At 31.4% G+C, this 21,378-nt stretch carries 23 protein-coding genes and 2 pseudogenes; all 25 read left to right on the top strand.

Annotated elements, in window-relative coordinates:
* The first annotated feature begins 65 nt into the window (after positions 1-65).
* Entirely contained in the window at positions 66-308 is a 243-nt protein-coding gene (locus AC4FQV_RS11055) for a hypothetical protein (protein WP_491165531.1), read from the top strand.
* Positions 309-311: 3 nt separating this feature from the next.
* Positions 312-839 carry a hypothetical protein gene (locus AC4FQV_RS11050; protein WP_491165530.1) on the top strand — a complete coding sequence of 176 codons (528 nt, stop codon included), beginning with the start codon at positions 312-314 and terminating at the stop codon, positions 837-839.
* A gap of 45 nt (positions 840-884) precedes the next feature.
* Complete coding sequence (locus AC4FQV_RS11045; protein WP_491165529.1) at positions 885-1,532, top strand: ERCC4 domain-containing protein; 648 nt, start codon at positions 885-887, stop codon at positions 1,530-1,532.
* Positions 1,522-3,762, top strand: a complete 2,241-nt coding sequence (locus AC4FQV_RS11040) for a phage/plasmid primase, P4 family (RefSeq protein ID WP_491165528.1) — start codon at positions 1,522-1,524, stop codon at positions 3,760-3,762. The genes AC4FQV_RS11045 and AC4FQV_RS11040 overlap by 11 nt, the downstream gene beginning before the upstream one ends.
* Before the next feature lie 325 nt (positions 3,763-4,087).
* On the top strand, positions 4,088-4,261 hold the full coding sequence (locus tag AC4FQV_RS11035; RefSeq protein ID WP_491165527.1) for a hypothetical protein: 174 nt from the start codon (positions 4,088-4,090) through the stop codon (positions 4,259-4,261).
* The gene (locus AC4FQV_RS11030; RefSeq protein WP_491165526.1) at positions 4,261-4,410 is read left to right on the top strand and encodes a hypothetical protein; all 150 of its coding nucleotides are present in this window, start codon (positions 4,261-4,263) and stop codon (positions 4,408-4,410) included. The genes AC4FQV_RS11035 and AC4FQV_RS11030 overlap by 1 nt, the downstream gene beginning before the upstream one ends.
* On the top strand, positions 4,410-4,856 hold the full coding sequence (locus AC4FQV_RS11025; protein ID WP_491165525.1) for a sigma-70 RNA polymerase sigma factor region 4 domain-containing protein: 447 nt from the start codon (positions 4,410-4,412) through the stop codon (positions 4,854-4,856). The genes AC4FQV_RS11030 and AC4FQV_RS11025 overlap by 1 nt, the downstream gene beginning before the upstream one ends.
* 132 nt (positions 4,857-4,988) lie before the next feature.
* On the top strand, positions 4,989-5,402 hold the full coding sequence (locus AC4FQV_RS11020; RefSeq protein WP_491165524.1) for an HNH endonuclease signature motif containing protein: 414 nt from the start codon (positions 4,989-4,991) through the stop codon (positions 5,400-5,402).
* Positions 5,403-5,514: 112 nt separating this feature from the next.
* Positions 5,515-6,000, top strand: a complete 486-nt coding sequence (locus AC4FQV_RS11015) for a phage terminase small subunit P27 family (RefSeq protein WP_491165523.1) — start codon at positions 5,515-5,517, stop codon at positions 5,998-6,000.
* Positions 6,000-6,608, top strand: a pseudogene (locus tag AC4FQV_RS11010) (terminase large subunit domain-containing protein); the annotation flags it as partial. The gene AC4FQV_RS11015 and the pseudogene AC4FQV_RS11010, both read left to right, overlap by 1 nt.
* Before the next feature lie 217 nt (positions 6,609-6,825).
* A complete protein-coding gene (locus tag AC4FQV_RS11005) occupies positions 6,826-7,713 on the top strand; it encodes a GIY-YIG nuclease family protein (RefSeq protein ID WP_491165522.1) in 888 nt (295 codons plus the stop codon).
* A gap of 238 nt (positions 7,714-7,951) precedes the next feature.
* Positions 7,952-9,010, top strand: a pseudogene (locus tag AC4FQV_RS11000) (terminase TerL endonuclease subunit); the annotation flags it as partial.
* Positions 9,011-9,207: 197 nt separating this feature from the next.
* Complete coding sequence (locus tag AC4FQV_RS10995; RefSeq protein WP_491165521.1) at positions 9,208-10,452, top strand: phage portal protein; 1,245 nt, start codon at positions 9,208-9,210, stop codon at positions 10,450-10,452.
* Entirely contained in the window at positions 10,433-11,023 is a 591-nt protein-coding gene (locus tag AC4FQV_RS10990) for an HK97 family phage prohead protease (protein WP_491165520.1), read from the top strand. Before AC4FQV_RS10995 ends, AC4FQV_RS10990 begins: the two co-directional genes overlap by 20 nt.
* A gap of 42 nt (positions 11,024-11,065) precedes the next feature.
* The gene (locus AC4FQV_RS10985) at positions 11,066-12,169 is read left to right on the top strand and encodes a phage major capsid protein (protein WP_491165519.1); all 1,104 of its coding nucleotides are present in this window, start codon (positions 11,066-11,068) and stop codon (positions 12,167-12,169) included.
* A gap of 52 nt (positions 12,170-12,221) precedes the next feature.
* Positions 12,222-12,491 (top strand): head-tail connector protein, encoded by a 270-nt coding sequence (locus tag AC4FQV_RS10980; RefSeq protein ID WP_491165518.1) that lies wholly within the window; start codon positions 12,222-12,224, stop codon positions 12,489-12,491.
* On the top strand, positions 12,491-12,808 hold the full coding sequence (locus AC4FQV_RS10975; protein ID WP_491165517.1) for a phage head closure protein: 318 nt from the start codon (positions 12,491-12,493) through the stop codon (positions 12,806-12,808). Before AC4FQV_RS10980 ends, AC4FQV_RS10975 begins: the two co-directional genes overlap by 1 nt.
* Positions 12,809-13,261: an HK97-gp10 family putative phage morphogenesis protein gene (locus AC4FQV_RS10970; protein ID WP_491165516.1), complete on the top strand. Its 453-nt coding sequence runs from the start codon at positions 12,809-12,811 to the stop codon at positions 13,259-13,261.
* A 9-nt stretch (positions 13,262-13,270) separates the two neighbouring features.
* Positions 13,271-13,627: a hypothetical protein gene (locus tag AC4FQV_RS10965; RefSeq protein WP_491165515.1), complete on the top strand. Its 357-nt coding sequence runs from the start codon at positions 13,271-13,273 to the stop codon at positions 13,625-13,627.
* The gene (locus AC4FQV_RS10960; RefSeq protein ID WP_491165514.1) at positions 13,617-14,246 is read left to right on the top strand and encodes a major tail protein; all 630 of its coding nucleotides are present in this window, start codon (positions 13,617-13,619) and stop codon (positions 14,244-14,246) included. Before AC4FQV_RS10965 ends, AC4FQV_RS10960 begins: the two co-directional genes overlap by 11 nt.
* A gap of 52 nt (positions 14,247-14,298) precedes the next feature.
* Positions 14,299-14,604, top strand: a complete 306-nt coding sequence (gene gpG / locus AC4FQV_RS10955) for a phage tail assembly chaperone G (protein ID WP_491165513.1) — start codon at positions 14,299-14,301, stop codon at positions 14,602-14,604.
* Between the two features lie 149 nt (positions 14,605-14,753).
* Complete coding sequence (locus AC4FQV_RS10950) at positions 14,754-15,077, top strand: hypothetical protein (protein WP_491165512.1); 324 nt, start codon at positions 14,754-14,756, stop codon at positions 15,075-15,077.
* 15 nt (positions 15,078-15,092) lie between these two features.
* The gene (locus tag AC4FQV_RS10945; protein WP_491165511.1) at positions 15,093-17,882 is read left to right on the top strand and encodes a phage tail tape measure protein; all 2,790 of its coding nucleotides are present in this window, start codon (positions 15,093-15,095) and stop codon (positions 17,880-17,882) included.
* Positions 17,863-18,573, top strand: coding sequence for a distal tail protein Dit (locus AC4FQV_RS10940; RefSeq protein WP_491165510.1), 711 nt, complete (start codon positions 17,863-17,865; stop codon positions 18,571-18,573). Before AC4FQV_RS10945 ends, AC4FQV_RS10940 begins: the two co-directional genes overlap by 20 nt.
* Positions 18,573-21,377: a phage tail spike protein gene (locus AC4FQV_RS10935; protein ID WP_491165509.1), complete on the top strand. Its 2,805-nt coding sequence runs from the start codon at positions 18,573-18,575 to the stop codon at positions 21,375-21,377. The genes AC4FQV_RS10940 and AC4FQV_RS10935 overlap by 1 nt, the downstream gene beginning before the upstream one ends.
* Position 21,378: the final 1 nt, after the last annotated feature.

Below are 21,378 nucleotides of genomic sequence, written 5' to 3'. Positions count from 1 at the left end.
AAACTAATAAAACTTAGTAGTGGGCAATATATAGCTAACATTTTATTTAAAGGGAAGTATAAGAAATGAGAGAAGAAATGATAAAAATAATTAACGCTCTTATTGAATCCGTTAAACCAGATGAAAATATATTTAAATTTGATACCAGGATTAAAATAGGCTCCATAGTAGAAAATGAAGTTGGGGAAACTGGGTTAGTTTTAATAAAAGAAGGAATATTTTCTTATATTTTATTTTGGGATAAAAACGGTTGGGGTAAAGAGCCTAAAATAGATTTAACTAGTAGATTAATATTAAAAGAGGAATAAGCAATGGAAATAAATTTTAGAAAGTTAACACCAGAAGATATCGAAGTAAGGGTGCAAAGTGTAACATCCAAGGGGGCTATCCTTTTATTATACAAAAATAGTAGAACGGATATGGATATTTTAGACCAAACAGTTGGGAAAACTAATTGGAGAAGGAGCCATGAGCTTATAAATGGCAATTTATTTTGTAATGTAGAAATATATGATGAAGATAAAAAAGAGTGGGTTAGCAAACAAGATGTAGGAACGGAGAGTAATACGGAGAAGGAAAAAGGGCAAGCGAGTGATAGCTTTAAAAGAGCTTGTGTAAATTGGGGCATAGGCAGAGAGCTTTATACTTCTCCATTGATTTGGGTAAAAGCAGAAGATTGTAACATTACAGAAAGAAATAATAAGTATAGCTGCAACGATAGATTTGAAGTAGCTAAAATTACATATAAAAAGAACGGAGATATTAATGGCTTAGCTATAAGAAATATAAAGACTAAGAAAATAGTCTTTACTAAAATGCCAACAGAAACAGAAGAGTAAGAGGGGAAGGTGGGAGTCCCTTCTTTTTTTTATTTTAGGAGGATTATGATATATAGATTTACAGATAAAGAGATAAAAGAAATTTTAAATAATTTAACCGTAATAATAGATACAAGAGAACAAGCTAATTTACATATAACAGATTGGTTTGATACTAAGAAAATACCTTATAAAGTTGAGAAATTAAATTACGGTGATTATAGCTGCATGATACCCGCAGGAAGTTTTGAAGGACAAACTAGGGATATATACTTTACAAATAACATTGCAATAGAAAGAAAGTTTTGCATTGATGAACTGGCTATGAATCTTAAAGATAATAAAACAAACATAAATGAAATAAATAAAGAAGTAATTGAATTGCTTGGGGAAAAGTATTTGAAAAAGGTGTTGAAAACAGATTACAACAGATTCAAAGCAGAGCTCCAAGGACTAAACAGATATGGGATTAAGTTTTTTATTTTCTTAGAGGACAAAAATTTTGATAAAAACATCAGGGAAGGGAATTACAGAAATCAATATAAACCTGCTAGCTTGTATGCAAGGCTAAAGGCTTTAGAAAGTGAATTCAATACTGTAATAAGACCAGTAGATAAAACTGTAATGGGGAGCGAAATATATAACACACTTAAATATACAGTTAGGGACATTTTAAAAAACAAAGGATATATGGAGGGGAATAATGGAGTTTAACAAGATACTTGACCATTTTGAAATAGATAAAAGAACAATGAAATCTGATAGTATTCAAGCTAAATGTCCTGCGCATGCAGACAAAAAAGCTAGTTTAACCATTACACATAAAGGGGACAAGACTTTTTTATATTGCCATGCAGGATGTAAAACAGAAGACATATTAGATAGAGCAGGATTAAAGATGACAGATTTATTTGATAATTCTTTAGAGAAGAATAACAACTCAAGAGATAACATTGAAGCAATATATGAATTCTTTGATGAAAATGGTGTAAAACATTATGAAAAAGTTAGATTAAAAGGCAAAAAGTTTTTACATAGAAGAAATTATGAAGGGAAAATAATTTGGGGACTTAATGAGGGAGTTTATACAGAAACTTATCCAGGAAGTAAAGAGTACTCAATGAAAGAAAGAAAAGGAGCAAACTCTATATGGCTACCTCAAGAGAGTTATTTACTTTACAACTTACCTAATGTCATAAAAGGCGTTAAAGAAAATAAGACAATTTACATAGTAGAAGGTGAAAAAGATGCCGATAGTTTAATTAAAAGAGGATTAATTGCTACTACTACAAGTAAAGGAGCAAGTAAGGGCAACTTAGGTAAGAAGTGGGATAAAGAATTCAATAAATACTTTGAAGGAGCTAACGTTGTTTTAATTCCTGATAATGATTCACCAGGCAGAGCATTTATGGAACATGTTGCAGGAGAGATTAAAAACATAGCCAAGAAAGTAAAAATATTAACTTTAACAGGTATTGAACCTAAAGGAGATGTTACAGACTGGTTAGAAACAGGGCATGACATATATGAACTTCAAGAACTAGAAAAGAATTCTATAGAATATACGCCTTTTAAAGGGGATATAATATATGGCTACAACTGGAGCGACGATGGTAATGCTAAAAGATTTATAGCCATGTATGGAGATGATATGAAATTCAATCCTAAAGACGGTAAATGGTATATTTGGAACAACCGTTATTGGGAAAAGGATATGACTTTTAAAGTATATAATCTTTATAGAAATGTATTAGGCAAAATGCAAGAAGACAAATATAAAATAGATTTAGGAGATTACGAAAAAACAGAAAAAGCTAGAGAGAAAGTTCAAGGTTTTATCGACAAATCAGAGGCTGCAAAAAGAATAGAAGGTGTAATTAACTTGGCTGCTACTTATGAAGGACAAAGCTTTTTAGAAAGTGATAAAAACGATATGCTATTTAATACTCCAAACGTTACAATTGACCTTAATATTTTTGAAGATAGAGAGCATAGGAGAGAAGATTTAATAACTAATACATCAAGTGTAAATTTTAACCCTAAGGCAAAATGCCCAAACTGGGTGGAGTTTTTAGAAAAAATATTTATGAATGACTATGAAATAATAAATTATGTGCAAAGAGCAGTTGGTTACTCTTTAACTGGTTTAAACTCAGAACAAAGATTATTTGTAATGCTTGGTGGTGGAGCAAATGGTAAATCTACCTTTGTAAAAGTATTAAGAGAATTAATGGGAACTTATGTAGGAACTTTAAATTCAGAAAGTTTAATGGAAACAAAGTCATCTAATCCTGATGCCCCAAGAAGTGATTTAGCAGCATTAGTCAATAAAAGAGTTGTTATAACTTCAGAACTTCAAGAGGGACAAGTTTTCCATGAGAATTTAATAAAAGCATTAACTGGAGAGGATTATGTAAAAGTTAGATTTTTACGTAAAAACAGTTTTGAAATGAAGAATAAAGCTAAGATTTGGATGATGTCAAACGAAAGACCGATAATTAAAGGTAAGACAGAAGGGATATGGAGAAGATTTCACATGATACCTTTTAAATATAGTCTTAAAGAAAACGAAAGAAATAAATTCTTTTACGAAGAAAAACTAGAGCCGGAACTTGAAGGTATATTATGGTGGGCTTTAATAGGATTTAAGAAATGGAAAGAAGAAGGCTTAAATCCACCAGCAGAAGTTAAAAAGGCCGTTGAAGAATATAAAGCGGATATGGATCAGTTAGGTCGTTTCATTGAAGATGATTGTACTATTCACGTTGATGCTAAAACGCTAGGGAAAGACCTTTACAGAGCATATATTGATTGGTGCATAGATAACGGAGAAAATTATAAAATGTCTAATCATAAATTTACTAAAGAACTTAAAGCTAAGGGATATACAAATATGAGGAAAACTAGTGGGATAATTTGGCTAGGAATAAGACCTAGACTTTAAAGTATGAAACTTTTTTATGTTTTATGATAGTTTTATGAATGTTTTATGTAACTTTTAGAAAAATACATGATTACCTTCAAACATAGTAATATCAAGGGATAAGAGAGTTTTTAAATGTACTTTATGTAACTTATGAATGTTTTTTCTAAATAAAAAATTATCTTTTTTATAAAAAATATATACATCTTTTAACTAAAAAAAAGTTACATAAGTTACATAGCAAGGCTTAAAGCTAGTAATACCAATGGTTTGAGGGGTATGAACTTTTCAAAAAAACTTTCATAAAGTTACATAAAAAGTTACATAGTTCAATTTTGGAGGGAAAATGAGCTTTGAAAAAGAAATAGAAGTTGAATATTTAGAAGGACTAATAGAAGAATTAAATACTTGGCTACTTAAAGCTGATAAAGAACAAAAGGAAGTTGGGAGCCAAGTTGCAATGGAGCTATTTAAAGGTATAGATTATTTAAATAAAAAACTAGGGAAAGGAGAAAATTAATGAAGATTGACTTTAAAAAAGTGTATGAAGATAGAATTAAAGAAATAGATAAAACTATAAGAAAAATGGTAATTACTAAAGACTGGAGAGAATACGGGAAACTTAAGGAAGAAAGAAATAAATTAAAAGAAAAGATAAAGGAGCTTTAATGTTTATTCAAGAAAATTATAATGCAGTAGAAAATTATTTAAAGAATTACACTAATTTAAAAATATTAATAAGAGATTTAGAAATAGAAATAAATTTAGTTAAGAATAGCATAGAAGGAATTAAAGCATTAGAATACAAAGAAAATGTAGATAGTAACGGGTTTGTTTCTTCTCCAGTTGAGGAAAGCATAATAAAAAAAGAAAAGAAAATTGAAATGCTTACTAACATTAAAAGAGAGAAAGAACTGGAGCTGGAGAGAATAAATAATATATTAACTGCTCTTACTGATGAAGAATATAAATTAATAGAGTTAAGATATTTTAAAAAGTTACCTTTTAAAGTTATAAGCAATATGCTAAATATAAATGAAATATATCTTATACAAAAACGTAAGAGGATAATTAATGATAAGTTAGTACCTCTGTTTTTAGAATATAAGTTTTAACTAATAAAATACTTATAAATACATAATGATAAATATAAGATAATTAATGTTATTGTTGTAATGTGAGAAGTTCTAGAGGGACTTCTCTTTTTTTAGGGATTTACACCAAGTAAAATACAAAGGATAGATTTAATGGCTATATATACAATATGTAGTTCTTGTGGCAGAAAGCTGTTAGTAGGAACTAAATGTGAAGTGTGTAATAAAGAAAGATATAAGCAGTACAAAAGGTTTAGGAAAGATAAGAAAGAACAAGCTTTCTACAGTAGTAGAGAATGGAAAGTAGTTTCAGAAGTTACTAAGCTTAAGTATTTAGGGTTGTGTGTTAAGTGTTGGGATAATGGAGAGCTAAAGTCTAGTGCAGTTACTCACCATATAAAAGAACTTAAAGAGGATTGGAGCCTTAAGCTTGAGCCAAGTAATTTAATTCCTATATGCAATAGATGTCATGATAAGATACACAAAGAATATAAGAAAAATAAATCAGAAGAACAGAATAAACTAAGGGCAAGTAAAGGTAAGTTTGAGAGAGAGTATAAGATTTAAGTACCCCCGGGGGTATGATGAGGGATAATGGGAAAGCCAAAAAGTCCCAGTACCTCTCTCTTTAAAGAGAAATTCCCTTATGGACTATTTTAGCAGAAGGAGGACCGAAAAAATGGCTAAAGCATCAAAACCAGTTGCGTTAATGAAAAAAAATTTAACCAAAGAAGAGAAGGCAAGAAGAGAAGAACAAGAAACTAAGCTTAAAGGTAATGATAATTTAGTTTATAATGTCCCTCCTTGTCTATATAGTCAAGAGGAGCAGGACACATATGCTTTTTTAGTTGAGGAACTTAAAGCTAGTAAAATTTTAAATAACTTAGATATAGAATTATTAATAACTTGTACTGATTCTATTATTAACATGAGAAAAGCAAGGGACTTGATAAATAGGCAAGGACTTGTTGTTGTTAAAGAAGACGGGACCCCAGTAAGAAATCCAGCAACTACAATTTATAAAGATTATAACGCTATCTATAATAAGTGTTGCATGGAGCTCGGGCTTAGTCCAAGTGCAAGAAGTAAACTTAGCTTTATCAACGCCAATGCAGAAAGAGAGAAGGTAGACCCTCTTCTTAATGCACTTAAAGGAGAATATTAATGCTACTTTTAGATAAAGCCTTAAAGTATGCAGAAGATGTTGTTAATGGGAAAGAGATTACAACAGTAGAAGTTGAAAAGCAATGCAATATATTCCTCCAAGATATAAAAGAAAATCAGTTTAATGAGAGTTTTGAATTTTATTTTGATGAAAAGAAACTTAAAGTAATAAATAATCTACTTAAGCTTTTCAATTTTGCTACTGGCTTTACAAGAGGTAATGTATTAGAAGGTTTGGCAGGGTTCCAAGCCTTATTTTTATGTGCAATTTTCGGTTGGCGATATAAAGAAGATAAAGACAAGTTTAGATATAGAGATGTTGTCCTCTTCATTCCAAGAAAAAATGCTAAGACTTTTATTATTGCAATAGTAATGCTCCTATTAATGTTAACGGAAGAAAGTTATTCAGAATTCTATTCTATTTGTTTAGATAGGGAATTAGCCACAGAAGTAAAGAAAGCCATGACACAAATAATAAATGCTAGTCCTGCTCTTTCTAAATATTTCATAGTAAGTAAGCAACTTAGTGGGAAAATAACTTGTAAACTTACTAATAGTTATTACCAAGCAAGAACAGCAGAAGCAGATAAAAACAATGCGATTCGACCATGTGTTTAACAATAGACACTTCATATAGAAATATATGAAATAAATTCGGTGAATTCGAGGAAACCTTAATGAGTTATTTGATTAAATAATAAAAAAATGATAAAATTATATTGAGAGATAGATAAGGAGTAATTAACCTTATTGAAAGCGGATTCAGACACCGTTTCTCTCTTTTTTTATAGTCTGAGTAAAATCTTAGTCTGGAGGTTTATTTTTTATGCAAAAATACGGTGTTGTATACAAAATACAAAACAAAATTAATAATAAAATATACATAGGAATAACTACTAAGAAAAATGGATTTTGCGGAAGATATTCTGCTAAAGGAGTAGGGATAGAGAGAGTTTATAATTTCTATGAAAATCAAAAAAAGAGAAATCAGTTTTATAATGTTCATCTATTAAATTCTATTAAAAAGCACGGATTTGAAAGCTTTATTGTAGATGAAGAATTAGAAGTATGTTATTCAAAAAAAGAATTAAAAGAGAAAGAAATTGAACTTATAAAAAAATATAAGAGCAATAATTATAAATATGGATATAACAGGACAAAAGGGGGAGATAACTTCCTTAAAGGGAAAGAGAATCCTTCTTATAATTCTTTAACTTTGAAATGTGACTATTGTGGTAGGGATATTATTAGGAACAAAGCAAAAGTTGAAAGAGCTAAAAATCATTTTTGTTCTTTAGAATGCAGGGGTAAGTGGTCTAAAGGTAAAAGAACAGGTACAGAGAATCATAAATTTAATTCTATATCTATAAAATGTGATTGTTGCGGGAAAGAGATTAAAAGACCCCCTTCAAAAATTTATAAACATAATTATTGCTCGCCAGAGTGTAGGAATAAAACCCAACCTAAATTTAAAGCTGGGGTGAATAACCCTAATTGGGGTAACGGTGAAAAAGTTAGAGGTGCCAAAAATGGAAGGGCAAGAAAAGTAATTTGTTTAACAACAGGAGAAATTTTTGATTGCATAAAAAAAGGAATGGAAAAATACGGTGTATATAAAAGCGGGATATTAGCCTGTTGTGCTGGCAGGCAAAAAACTGCCGGCAAGTTGAAAGATGGCACCCCATTGGAATGGGAATATTATAAAGAGTGTTAAATACACTCTTTTTTTTATTTAATATTATTAACTCAAATGGTAACCACGAGCCAAGCCAGTAAAAGCTAGTAAAAGTAGCTGGAAGGTGTAGAGACTAATAGGTGAGGTATAGCAACCAATAAACCTAACACGAGTGCCGAACCCTTAACATGTAAAGATGAAGGTGAAGAGATAGTCCGATACTCTAATGAAAGTTAGAGAAGTTTAGGATAAAGAGCCTAAAATATAACGATTGTGTTGTGTCGATGAAGTTGGAGCTTTTAAAGATAATAGCAATATACAAGCCATGAGAAGTGGGCAGTTAAGTGTTAAAAATCCATTAATGCTAAAGATAACAACTGCTTATGCTAATAGTGAATCTATAATGTTAGAGGAATTAGAGTATGACAAAGCTGTTCTTAATGGAGTAATAGAAAATAAAAAACTATTTGCACTTTTATATTATGCCCCTAGAGAGGAAGCTTGGGAAGATATAGGGATAGAAAGGGCAAACCCTTTAAGAGTACCAGAGAACTATAAAGAAATAAAAGAAAGCAGGAATATTGCAAAGATTAAAACGAGTGAACAAGAAGAATTCCTTACAAAGCACCTTAATATTTTCTTAGAAACAAATGAGATTAATAAATATGTTGATATTAAAGCTTGGAAACAAGGGGAAAGAGAGCATATAGATTTTAGTGGGAAAACTATTGTAGTAGGCGTAGACTTATCTGTTACTACAGACTTAACTGGGGTTTCAATAATGTATAGAGAAGGAGAAAATCTTTATTGTAAATCAGTTGGCTTTCTCCCTATGGATAACTTAGCAAAGAGAAGGGAAAACATAGATTACAGAAAATATACAAAGTTAGATTACTGCATTTTATGTCCTGGATTAACTGTAGATTATAGTATGGTTGAGGATTATATAAGAAATTTAGAGAATGATTTAAATTGTACTATTCGATATATAGTTACAGATCCATGTAATGCTAATGAGTTAATGGGAAGATTAGCTAAAGATTATGATGTTATAAAACTAAAGCAAACATATACAAATCTAAGCCCTGCAACTAAAGAGTTCAGGAAGAAAATTTATGACAAGCAAGTATTTTACCAGAAGAATGAACTTTTAGATTGGAATGTTAGCAACGCCATAACAACTAAAGGGAAAAGTGATGATGAAATGCTAGCAAAAGCAAATAAAAATAAGGAAAGAATAGATATGTTAGCTTCATTAATATTCTGTTTTACTCAATTAATGACAGAAGAAACGGGATATGATGCAGTAGAAACATTATTAAATATGGATTGGTAGGGATAAAAGATGAAGAAAATAATTAACTTTTTTAAAAATAAAACAGTAATTGCAGAGATTTTCTTAATAATTGGTATATTATTAATGGTTTTAACTACCTTTCTACTTAATTTTTATATAGGGATGTATGTATTAGCCTTAATAATTTTTATATTAGGGATACTTATATATAAATTTTATTAGAAAGGAGGTGGAATATGCAATTCTTAGACAGAATATTTAACAAGAGGTCTACAGTTGATGTAGGTGGTGGGTTTGATTGGACAAGCTTTGTAAAAGGAGATGACCAACCAACAGAAAATGCCTTGAGGAATGCAACTTATATTAAATCTCTTAATATCTTAGCTGATACCATTGCCAAACTGCCATTAACTTTAAAAAAATCTACCCCAAAAGGTGAAATAGAACTTTATAATAAACCACTATATAGCATATTAAAGCTAAGAGCCAATGAAAACATGAGTATGTTTGATGCCATGAAGGCTCTTATTTTAATGTACAAACATAATGGGATAGCAGGGATGTATATTAAAAGAGATTATAAAGGTCAAGTAGAAGGGCTTTATCCAGTAGAAATAACAGGGATAACTATAGATGATGTTGGACTTATTAACTCTGCTTTTAAAAATAAAGTAATGGTAGATTATTGTTGTGTCGATACATTAGGGACTTGTTTCGACCATGAAATAATAATTTTAAGGGATAATAGCTTCGACGGTCTTTTTGGGAGAAGCACAAGAGAATATATAAAGAAAACATTAAATACTAGCCTTGCTGGAGAAGATTATCAAAATAATTTATTTTCTAATGGGATGACAAGTAAAGCAGTTGTCCAAACTGTTTCAGATATAAAAGATGCAGAGAAATTAGAGAAGGTCCAAGAAAAATTTAATAGATTATACAATAGTAAAAATAGAGTTTTCTTAGTCCCAGCAGGATTTAATATAACGCCTTTAAATTTAAGCCTAGTAGATAGCCAATTTAAAGATTTAAAAATTGAAGGCAAGAAAGATATTGCTAATGCAGTAGGTGTTCCTTACCCATTAATAGAGAGAGGCACCCTTACGGAAGAAGAAACAATTTCATTTTTAAGTAATAATATAAGCCCTATCCTAGCACAAATAGAACAAGAGTTTAATTATAAAATTCTTAATAAAGAAGCTATAAGGCGTGGAGAGAAAATAAGATTTAATGTTAATGCAATGTTAAGAACTAATCAAAAGGTCCAACAGGAGATTCTATGTGAATATGTACGCAATGGGATTTATACAACTAATGATGTAAGAGAAATCTTAGGTATGGAAAAGATAGAAGGAGCAGACCTTTTATTATATCCAAGTGGGCAAGTTACCTTGGATAACCTTATAAATTTAGAAGCAAGTTGGGTAAATTCTACAGAGCCACCGAAAGGAGGTGAAGAAAATGAGAGAGAAGGAAATTAGGAATTTCATAACTTCAGACCTTACAGTTACTAAAACAGAAGAAGTCAAAACTATAAGGGGTTATATTAATAAGTTTGGGGATATTAGCCAATATATAGGGTTCTATGAGCAAATAGGGCCAAGGGCTTTTGATAAAACATTAGCTGACGGGCATAACATTTATGCTTTATACGACCATAATACTGAAAAGATATTAGGGAGCACAAAAGCTGGCACTTTAATTCTTGGGGTAGATAACATAGGTCTAAAGTTTGAACTTATAGTTAATGATGATATTTCTTATGTTAACGATTTATACGAACTTATTAAAAGTGGAGATATAGACGGGTGTAGTTTTGGGTTCTATTGTATAGATGATGAATGGAGTTACACAGAAGACGGTTCTGATTTAAGAACTGTAAAAGAAGTGGAGTTAATGGAAGTTACTATTACTCCTTATCCTGCATACTTAACAAGTAGTGTAAGTTGTAGAAGTTTTGAAAACCATAAAGAAGAAAAAGAAAAGATTAAAGAATTAAGAAATTTAGATAAGGAATTACAGTTAATAAAACTGGAGTTGGAATTATCTTAATGACTTAGTTCTTTTTTTTATACAAGAAAAGGAGATGAAAAAATGAAAACATTCGAGATTAAAGAACAAATTAATGCTTTAACAGAAGAAGTAAGAAGCCTTTTAGATAAAAAGGAATTAGAAAAAGCAAAAGAAAAAATGGGAGAGTTAAGAGCATTAAAAGAAACTCTAGGAATGGAGCAAGAACTAGAGCAAGAAGAATTAAGGAATCTTAACAAACAAAAACAAATCAAAAAAGGAGAAAATAAAGTAATGCCAGTAAATGAAATGAGAGCAATAACTAAAGCGGTTTTAGGGAAAGAATTAACGCCTGAAGAAAGAGCTAATGTTACTTCATCAGGGAACTCTGCTGTTTTACCTAAGCAATTTATCAATGAATTAATGGAATTAAAGAAAGGATACGGAGCATTAAAAGATTACTGCGATGTCATAGTTGTTAATAAAAACACAGGTACTATGCCAGTAGTTGATTTAGACCAAAATTCACAAACATATGCTAAAGTAACTGAAGGTAACAAAATAACAGACGGAACTCTTGCTACTACAGAAGTTACATTTACATGTGAAAAATATGGATTAATTCAAAGCCTTTCTTCAGAATTAGTAGAAGATGCAGAAGTAGAAATAGAGAACATAGTTAAAAACAACTTTGTTAATATAGCTGTAGCAAAAGAAAATAAAGAAATATTAGATGTAATCGACACTGCTTCTAATTCACATTCTACAGATGCTGATGATTACACAGCTATAACAGAAATAATGGACAAGCAATTCCCAAGTGTTAGACATGGGCTTGTTACTTTAACTAATGTTGAAGGGTACGCTTTCTTAAAGAATGCAGTTGATAAAAATAATAGACCTTTAAATCTTGTAACTTTAGGAGCAGACGGGGTAGAGTATTTCCATGGGAAGCCTTTAATAACTTTTGATAGTTCATTAGTTACTACTCATTCTGGGAAGAAGATATTCTATTCATTAAATATGAGAGAGGCTGTAAAATTCTTTATGAGAAAAGATATAACTATTGCTAGAAGTACAGAAGCAGGATTCTCTGATGATACAGTTAAAATAAGAGTATTAGAAAGATTCGATGTTCAAAAAGGTAGTGATAGATCTATCCAAAGAATATTAATACCCAGCAAATAACCCTAAAAAGGTTGCCGCTAAAAAGAAAAAAACATCTTAAAGGAGGTAATTTATGGTCGATTTAGACGATATGAAAGCCTACTTAAGAGTAGATTTTGAAGATGATGATACTTTAATAAACGCCTTACTACAAGGGGCGTATAGCTATATAGAAAATTGTTGCGGGGATAATTACAAAAAATACCCTAGTAAAGTATGTTTAGCAGATTTATTAGTTAAGAAATTAGTTGCTGATGAATATGATGACAGAGGAACCTATAAAGATAAAAAGCCTTACAGAGATAGAACTACAGAAACAATACTGGAACTATTGAGTAATTAATGCAAGAAAGAATAACAATTAATAAAAGAGAAGAAACATATATAAATGGGAGAAGGGGAGAAGATAAAATTACCCCTTTTTATTCTTGTTGGGCAGATATCTTAGACTTAATGGGGCAAGAACTTTACCAAGCAATGGGGATTGACCTAGAAAACACATTAGTTTTTAAGGTTAGATATTGCAAAAAACTACAAGATTTAAGAGAGAAAGATAAATTTTTAATCAACTGGAGAGGAAGAGATTACAAACTGTTTTATGTAGATTACTTAGGTAATAACAAGAAATATATAAAACTTAAGTGTATTGAGGTAACGTAGATGATAGAAATGGAATTCGAAGGACTTGAGGAACTAACAAAGAAAATAGAAGAGATAGGAACCGAAGGACAACTAGAAAAAGCAAATAAAAAAGTTCTTAAAGAGTGTGGAGAATTAGCTTATAAAACAGTTAAACCGTTAATTCATGTAAGTAGGGATAATAGCAAAAGTGGTGTACAACACAAAGGAAGTCCAAGGCTCATTCCTCCAGGACATGCAAGGGATAACGTTCCAAAGCCGAAAATTAAAAAGAAAAATGGTAGGCAATATGCAATAGTTGGGTGGGAGAGAGGAGATACCTCCGAATTCTTTTATATGAAATTTGAGGAATTTGGTTCAACTAAACACCCACCCCACCATAGCTTTGGTAAAGTCAATAAAATTCTTAGAGGACAATATGACAATATAGCTAAAAAAGAATATACACAACTTGTAGAAGAATTAGAAAAGTAGGAATTATTAATGGATATAATTGCTTTTACAGTTAATGCTTTAGAAGATTTAAAAATTCCAGTAACAGAAGGTTGGTATAACCAGGATATAGATAAAACTCAAGTGACCTTAATGGAATACTTGGAGCAAGAACTGTTATATGAAGATGATGAACCAGTTGCTATAGAGCATAACTTGCAAATAGATGTTTGGTCTAAAAATTCTTTAGAAGCATTTAACTTAAAAAATAAAATAAGAACGTTACTTAAAGCTAAAGGATTTAAATTTGATGACGGTCAAGATTTCTTTGAGATTGAGCCTAAGATTTATCATAAAGCTTTAAGATTTACTTACTTAGAAGAAATAGGAGATGAAGATGAAAACTAAGGAGGCAAAAATAGTGGGACAAGAGCAAATATTAAAAACTAGAAGAAAAGCACTTAAAGATATCTATATTGCTAAAGTATCAAAAAACGATTCTACTACTTATACTGCAGAATCACCAGTAAAGTTTGGTAGAGCGATAAGTGCTAAAGTAACTTATAAAAAAGCTATTGATACAACAAGGTCTGACGATACTATAGAAGAAGTAATTGAAAGTGATGACGGTGTAGAAATTGAATTCGAAGTCAATAAACTTTCACCAACTCAAAAAGCTTTATTAAGAGGGGCAACTTTAAATAAAGGATACCTTGTAAATAATACTAATGATATTGCACAAGAAGTCGCAATTGGGTGGAGAGCCAAAAATACTAATGGTAAATATGAGTTTGTATGGTTCTACTGTGGTAAATTCAACTCTGGTTGGGGAGAAGATTACGAAACAGAACAAGAAAAGGTAAAAACTCAAACACCTAAAATGAAAGGGACTTTCTATGGAAGAGAGAAAGACGGGAATATATCAGTTGAAGTAGATGAAAACTATATAAGTAGTTCTGAAAGTGAAGCGACTGCTGCAATAAAAAATTGGTTTGGCTCAGTTCAAGAACCGCCAACAGGGCATTAATTTTTAGGAGGGGATACCCTCCTTTTTATTTTTAATATTTGGAGGAAAGAAAATGAAAGTAACATTAAATAAAAAACAATATTTTAGTGGGATAATAAATAGAAAAAAATATAAAGACTATTGTAACTTAAGAAATAGATTAGCTACTCAAGAGCTATACGGAGAAGAAGATATCGACGATATGGTTAAGGTTATAATAGAAGTCTTTGATAATCAATTTACAGAGGAAGATATAGATAAATACTGGGATGTATCAGACATCATCTTTAACTTTAGTGCTATAGATTTAAGCATTGCAGAAAAGGTAAATAATAAAGCTGCAAAAATAGAAAAGGCTTTTACAAAGGGGAAGAAATAAACCTCTCTTATTTTATTCCCCAAAGTTTAAAAGTAAAACATTATTTAAATCTAGTAAAGTTAGAAAATAAAAAGCTAGAAGAAACAGACCTTATTTATAAAACCGTTTCTATTATTTTTTCAAATTCGAACGTTAAAAAAATAGATGGATTGCCTATTGAGGTTATTTTTGAAATTTATTTTTGGCTACAATTTGAAGTCGTAAAGATAGAAGAAAAGATTAATTATATTTTCCTTAATGGAGAAGAACCCGTTAAAAAAGAAAAATCTATTTTTGATGATTATGATAGAGAAAATGGTTATTTAGATGATGAAGAGGAACCCCTAAACCAAGCAGAAGAAAGAATAGAAATTGTTAATAGATTAATTAAATATGGGATAGAAAACTTTAGGAATAGTCTAGTAGAAACTTTAGAAATGGATATTTTTATTTTTTTAGACTTTTTAGACTTTAGTATAAACAATAAACAATAAGAAAGGAGGGGGAACATGGCTGCAAATATTAAAATAAGTGCTAATACTACCGACTTCCAAAAGCAAATGAAAAGCATGGCACAAGAACTTAAGAAAGTTAGTAGTAACTTTAGTGTCGCAAATACTCAAGCTAAACTCTTTGGAACTCAAAGCGACCTTTTAAAAAGCAAACAAGCAGAATTGACTTCTAAAATAAAAATCCAATCCGACATGGTCCAAACACAAAGTAATTATATAAAGAAATTAAATTCAGACCTTGCAAAGAGTAAAGAAGAACAAGCAAAACTTGCAACTAAAATCGAAGAAACTACTAAGAAATATAAAGAAAGTGTAACAGAAACAGGGAAGAACAGTAAAGAAAGCAAGGCTCTTGCTAAAGAAATACGAGATTTAAAGTCAGATTATACTCAAATGGAAAGAGCCATTGAAAGCAACAATGCCAAATTAACAAATGCAGAAACTAAACTTAATAATAATAAGAAAGCTATTTTAGAAAATAAAAAGGCTTTAGAAGAACTTAACAAAGAACTAGAAAAAAATAAATTAGATAAGTTAGCAGAAAGTTTAGAAAAGGTAGGGAATAAAGCAGGAGAAATCTCTAATAAAATGAAACCTACTAGCACTGCAATAACTGGGATTGGAACTGCTGCTACAATTGCGAGTGTAGGCTTCGAAGAAAGTATGGCTAAAGTAAGCACTATAGCAGATGTAACGGAAATTCCTTTAGAGCAACTTAAAAAAGGCATAATGGATTTATCTAATCAGACTGGGGTAAGTGCTTCAGAGATAGCTAATAACGTTTATGATGCAATAAGTGCAGGGCAAAAAACAGGAGATGCAGTAGGATTTGTAAGCAATTCAACAAAGTTAGCGAAAGCAGGATTTGCAGAAGCAGGACAAGCTCTTGATATCCTAACAACTATTTTAAACTCTTATGGACTTTCTGCATCAGAAGTAACCAAGGTTAGTGATACTCTTATCCAAACTCAAAACCTAGGTAAAGTTACTGTTGGAGAACTTAGTGCAGATATGGGTAAAGTTATCCCTACTGCAAAATCTCTAGGCGTTGGACTTAGCCAAGTAGCAAGTGGGTATGCAATAATGACTTCTAAAGGGGTTAAAAGTGCAGAAACAACTACATATATGAACTCTATGTTAAATGAACTTGGTAAAAGTGGGACTACTGCAAGCAAAGCATTACAAAGTGCTACTGGTAAAACATTCCCTGAATTAATAAAGAGTGGTAAGAGCCTTGGGGATGTATTAAACACAATGAATGAATATGCTAAGAAAAATGGGAAAAGTCTTAGTGATATGTTCGGAAGTGCAGAGGCAGGGAAAGCTGCTTTATTATTATCTGAAAACGGTGGTAGAGATTTTAACAAAATGCTTTCTGATATGAATAATAGTGCAGGAGCAACTGAAAAAGCCTTTGAAAAAATGAGCAATACAACTCAATTTTCTTTAACTTCTGCTTTAAACCAAGCTAAAAATACATTAATAAGTTTTGGTGATGTTATTGCTCCATTCATTTCTATTGCAGCTCAAGCACTAGGGAAAGTTGCAGGATTCTTTAATGGACTAAGCGACGGGCAGAAAAAGCTAGTTGTAGCATTAGGTGGAACTTTCTTGGGGGTTAATTTATTACTTGGTGGGTTTAGCAGACTATCAAAAGGGATACAAAATAACATTAAGTTTACCCAAGATTTAATAAAAACAACTAAAAATGTTGCTAGTGGGTTTATAGGCTTCATTAATGGGACAAAGGAAGGAACAACTTGGTTAGCTAAATTTAGTGGAAGTGCATTAAATGCTGGCAAGAATATGATAGGCTTTACTAAAAATATAATTCAAAACACTGCCCAAGTAGTAAAAAACGGAGCTTTATGGACTATAAATGGTGCAAAATTATTAGTTTATAAATCTGCACAACTTGCAGTAACCGCAGGGACTAAAGCAATGACTTTAGCACAAAAAGGATTAAATTTAGTAATGAAAGCTAACCCTATAATGCTAGTAATAGGCTTGTTACTTAGCTTAGCAGGTGTATTCGTTACCCTTTATAACAAATGCGAATGGTTTAGAGATATGGTAAATGCAGTTTGGGATAAAATCAAATCTGTATTTAAAGGCTTTGCAGACTTTTTCAAAGGGGCATTCTCAAGAGATTGGACACAAACTTTAGGACTTTTAGGAGTCCCTATAAATTCATTCTTTAATACTGTTAAAACAATAATAAACGGTGTCAAAGGTGTATTTAATGGGATTATAGATTTCTTCAGAGGTGTATTTGCAGGAGATTGGCGTGGAGCATTCCAGGGACTAGTAGATATAGTTAGTAATGTTTTTGGTACAGTTGGCGGAATAATTAAAGCTCCAATCAATGCAGCTATAGACGGTATAAACTGGGTAATAGAAAAAATTAATAGCATTAGCTTTGATGTTCCTAGTTGGATCCCAGTAATAGGCGGTTCCCACTTTGGTGTAAACTTACCTACAATCCCTAAGCTTGCAGAAGGCGGTATAGTTCAAAGACCTACACTTGCAGTAGTCGGTGAAGGTAGAGAAAAAGAAGCAGTTATCCCTCTTAGCAAGCTAGATGCATTAGTAAATAAAAGTATAGAAAAAGCATTAGGGAATAACAATGGGAATAACAACAACAATAATATATTTGAGATAGTTGTACCAGTAGACGGGAAAGTAATAGCAAGAACAATGGTGGATAGCATGGGGAATATCCTTAATAAAAATGCTAATGGTAGAAATAGAGTAAGAGGTGCTAATAATGTTAGATATGCATTTTAACAATAATTTTTTAAGGGAAAATTTAGGGGTAAGCATAGTTAGGCGTGTTTTTGTCCCTTCAGCCGAAAATAATATAAATGTCATAAATAGAGTTGGAGGAGAAGGCGACCTTTATATTAACTTAGGTGGGAAAAAAGACATGGTTATAACTGTAGAATGTAACTTCATAAGTAAAAAACCAAAGGATCTATTCAGAAGAGTTAAACATTGGTTAAATATAAACAATATAGAAGATAATAAATTATTTTTTACGGATGATGTAGATTGGTTTTATATAGTTAAAGATTTAAGAGTTAGCCAATTAGAAATATCTAAAAAATACAAAGGTAGCTTTACGATAGATTTTACTTGCAGAGGTTGGCACTATGCTTTAAGTGGTTCTTTCCCAGTACCTCTAGAACTAGGGAGAGAAGTTTCGTTATTTAATGAATTTGATACCTCAAAACCAGTTTTCTTTATTAAGGGCAATGGAGAAATTAAGATTACGGTAAACGGGCAAGATATGGTTGTAGATATAGAAAAACAAGCTTATATAAACTGTGATTTAGAACTTGTTTATAAAGATTTAGAGGATAAACCCCAAAACCTAAAAGAAGGAGATTATATAAATTTTCCTTATGGGTACAATAATATTTCAATTGAAGGGTTAATAGAAAAGGCAGAAGTAATGCCAAACTGGAGGGAAGTATAATGCAATATTTTAAGCCTAGCAATAAAAATTTTAAAGGTAATGGGGATATTAAGATAACCCCTTATGAAGCTAAGCTGAGATTAGAAGTGGATACTGGTAACAATGAAATAGAAATAAATTTGCCATATGACAAAGAAGGCAAATGGAAATATATAAAAGAGTTAGGGGTTATAAAAACAGATGTATTCTATTCCTCTAAAAAACAATTATATAGAATTTACTCAATAGAAAAAGGCATTATGGGGATGAATGTTAGAGCAAGACAAATCCTTTTCGATTTAGTTAATAAAGCTATAATTAATTTAAAACTTAATAATTTAAATGGAGCAGAAGCTTTAGAAAAAATACTATCTGGGACTAAAGTGAAATATAAAACAGATATAGCTTTAACTAAAAATGCTGAATATATAAACACTAATATTATAGAAGCTTTAAATGGTAGCAACCAAAATAGTTTTAGAAATGTTTGGGGTGGAGAGATTCTTCTAGATGATGATACCATTATTATTAATACTCGTATTGGAGAAGATAATGGGTTAATAGTAACTTATGGGGAAAACATAGAAGAAGTAAGTTTGAATATAAATACAGATAATATAATCACTAGGGCTTACCCCGTTGCTTATAATAATATAATGCTTCCTGAAAAATATATAGATAGTCCCTTTATAAATAATTACCCTGTTATAGTAGAAAACTTCTTGCAAATGGATGATTTTAAACTTAAAACAGGTGATGAAATAGAAATAGGAGAAAATGAAACCTATTTTGATACTAAAGATGAACTATTTAATGCCATGAGAGAAAGAGTAAAAAAAGCATATGAGAATGGCATTGATATTCCTTCAATTAGCGGGAATATAAAAATAAAAGATTTATCAAATACTTTAGAATATAAAAACTTTAAAAACCTAGAAAAAGCTAATATAGGAGATACAATTACGGTACTTCATAAAACAATAGGGATTAATATAAAAACAAGAATAATTTCTTGTACTTGGGATATATTAAGTAAGGATTTTATAGACCAAGAATTCGGTGAAGTAGATATTGGATATTTTAATAGAATAGACCAGGCTAGAGAAATTTTAGAAAACATTTTGCTTGGGGATAATGTTAATGCAGAAAAAATAATAGGGGTATTAAAAACTGTCCTTATAACTAATAAAGATGATAGCTTCCAAATAGATTTAAGAAGTAGTGGAGGAGCTATGTTTAAAAACAATGGACAACCAGCAATGGAAATGAGGAATAACTCTCTTAACTTCTTTAACTGGGGGAGAAGCGGGGACTTTATAGGCGGGTTAAGCTCTTTCGTCAGAGGGAATGATATAGATAAACCGGTTATAGGATTATTTAATGATCCTGATTCGGCTATATCTATTTCATATAAGAAAAATGGAACAACTAATACCCCTTATATAACCTTTGATAAATATAATTCGTTAGGGGGGACTGATTCGAAGCCTATTACAATTTATGAAAGTGTAGATTTTTGGGGCAACAAAGCTTATAATTTAAAAATTTGTTCTCCTAATGGTAACAATACACTCTCCGTAAGCGATGACATGATAAGCATGGACATGCCTGATAACCAAGTTGTAGTTTCTAAAAATACTATAAGGCTTGGCAAGGGGGATGCGAAATATGCATCGCTTGATATAGTTAGCGGGGATTTAACAATTCAAGGCAATTTAAGGAATGCTTATGGAGGAATACTTGTTGACCAAACTGGTGGTAGCTCCCCGGGGATAGGTGGGAGTAATAATGATATGGGTGATGTAAGCAAAGGAATCCCTTCAAGGAAATATTATCGTTATCTTAAAGGGATAGAAGGATTTCAACAATACCCTGGCAATATTGGGGATGGACAAATAACTTATGGTTATGGTGTTACCAAAGCAAATGAGCCTGACTTCTTTGCAAGACTTGGCGACCCGCCATGCTCCGAGGAAACAGCAAGTAAAGTTCTTTTTGAACTTATCCCCGCAAGATATGGTAATCTTGTTAAAAATCAAATGTTAAAAGACGGACTAGACCTTAAAAAAGTTCCGCAGAATGTTTTCGATGCATTTGTAGACTTGTGTTATAATACAGGATATTATAATTCACGATTATATAAAGCATGGAAAAACGGTGAAAGTTTACAGAGCATTTATAATGACTGGTTAACTTACGTTATAATGCCAGGGAGTATTTTTGAGGAAGGACTTAGAAGAAGGAGAAAAGAAGAAGCGGAAATGTTTAAAAATGGAGTATATGTTGCTGATACTATAAACATACTAAATGCTAATGGGTCAAGTATAGGCACAGTAAAAGGAGATGGATATTTCCCGCCATTACCTAAACCACCTTCTAGTAGCACCCCACCTCAGAATACAGACGGGTTAATGAAAGTTAATAATGATTATGGCACTGGGTGGATTGTACCAGTTACAGGGTGCAGGATAACAGCAGGGTTCCCTGTTTACCCAAGCGGGGCAAAACATGACGGTATGGACTTTGGTTGTAACATTGGAACCCCAGTAAGAGTAAGCAAAGACGGAACAGTTATAAAAAGAAGAGAATTAACTACTTCCTATGGTAAATATATATTCGTAGACCATGGTAGTGGACTAGTTACGATATACGCCCATAATAGTGAACTATTAGTTAATGAAGGTGACTTTGTAAAAGCAGGGCAAATCATTGCTAAAAGTGGGAATACTGGCAACAGTACCGGCCCACATCTACATTGGGAATTGAGAGTAAATGGTGTGCCGAAGGATGTTGCTCCTAGCTTACATACTGGAGATTATGTATAAG

The organism is Clostridium sp. TJA038 (genome assembly GCF_058310255.1).
This window is presented reverse-complemented; position numbering and strand designations above follow the sequence as displayed.

What these genes read in the sequence shown, in the direction of transcription:
- AC4FQV_RS11055 (WP_491165531.1), top strand. Translation starts at nt 66, where the DNA reads ATGAGAGAAGAAATGATAAAAATAATTAACGCTCTTATTGAATCCGTT.
- AC4FQV_RS11050 (WP_491165530.1), top strand. Translation starts at nt 312, where the DNA reads ATGGAAATAAATTTTAGAAAGTTAACACCAGAAGATATCGAAGTAAGG.
- AC4FQV_RS11045 (WP_491165529.1), top strand. Translation starts at nt 885, where the DNA reads ATGATATATAGATTTACAGATAAAGAGATAAAAGAAATTTTAAATAAT.
- AC4FQV_RS11040 (WP_491165528.1), top strand. Translation starts at nt 1,522, where the DNA reads ATGGAGTTTAACAAGATACTTGACCATTTTGAAATAGATAAAAGAACA.
- AC4FQV_RS11035 (WP_491165527.1), top strand. Translation starts at nt 4,088, where the DNA reads ATGAGCTTTGAAAAAGAAATAGAAGTTGAATATTTAGAAGGACTAATA.
- AC4FQV_RS11030 (WP_491165526.1), top strand. Translation starts at nt 4,261, where the DNA reads ATGAAGATTGACTTTAAAAAAGTGTATGAAGATAGAATTAAAGAAATA.
- AC4FQV_RS11025 (WP_491165525.1), top strand. Translation starts at nt 4,410, where the DNA reads ATGTTTATTCAAGAAAATTATAATGCAGTAGAAAATTATTTAAAGAAT.
- AC4FQV_RS11020 (WP_491165524.1), top strand. Translation starts at nt 4,989, where the DNA reads ATGGCTATATATACAATATGTAGTTCTTGTGGCAGAAAGCTGTTAGTA.
- AC4FQV_RS11015 (WP_491165523.1), top strand. Translation starts at nt 5,515, where the DNA reads ATGGCTAAAGCATCAAAACCAGTTGCGTTAATGAAAAAAAATTTAACC.
- AC4FQV_RS11005 (WP_491165522.1), top strand. Translation starts at nt 6,826, where the DNA reads ATGCAAAAATACGGTGTTGTATACAAAATACAAAACAAAATTAATAAT.
- AC4FQV_RS10995 (WP_491165521.1), top strand. Translation starts at nt 9,208, where the DNA reads ATGCAATTCTTAGACAGAATATTTAACAAGAGGTCTACAGTTGATGTA.
- AC4FQV_RS10990 (WP_491165520.1), top strand. Translation starts at nt 10,433, where the DNA reads ATGAGAGAGAAGGAAATTAGGAATTTCATAACTTCAGACCTTACAGTT.
- AC4FQV_RS10985 (WP_491165519.1), top strand. Translation starts at nt 11,066, where the DNA reads ATGAAAACATTCGAGATTAAAGAACAAATTAATGCTTTAACAGAAGAA.
- AC4FQV_RS10980 (WP_491165518.1), top strand. Translation starts at nt 12,222, where the DNA reads ATGGTCGATTTAGACGATATGAAAGCCTACTTAAGAGTAGATTTTGAA.
- AC4FQV_RS10975 (WP_491165517.1), top strand. Translation starts at nt 12,491, where the DNA reads ATGCAAGAAAGAATAACAATTAATAAAAGAGAAGAAACATATATAAAT.
- AC4FQV_RS10970 (WP_491165516.1), top strand. Translation starts at nt 12,809, where the DNA reads ATGATAGAAATGGAATTCGAAGGACTTGAGGAACTAACAAAGAAAATA.
- AC4FQV_RS10965 (WP_491165515.1), top strand. Translation starts at nt 13,271, where the DNA reads ATGGATATAATTGCTTTTACAGTTAATGCTTTAGAAGATTTAAAAATT.
- AC4FQV_RS10960 (WP_491165514.1), top strand. Translation starts at nt 13,617, where the DNA reads ATGAAAACTAAGGAGGCAAAAATAGTGGGACAAGAGCAAATATTAAAA.
- gpG (WP_491165513.1), top strand. Translation starts at nt 14,299, where the DNA reads ATGAAAGTAACATTAAATAAAAAACAATATTTTAGTGGGATAATAAAT.
- AC4FQV_RS10945 (WP_491165511.1), top strand. Translation starts at nt 15,093, where the DNA reads ATGGCTGCAAATATTAAAATAAGTGCTAATACTACCGACTTCCAAAAG.
- AC4FQV_RS10940 (WP_491165510.1), top strand. Translation starts at nt 17,863, where the DNA reads ATGTTAGATATGCATTTTAACAATAATTTTTTAAGGGAAAATTTAGGG.
- AC4FQV_RS10935 (WP_491165509.1), top strand. Translation starts at nt 18,573, where the DNA reads ATGCAATATTTTAAGCCTAGCAATAAAAATTTTAAAGGTAATGGGGAT.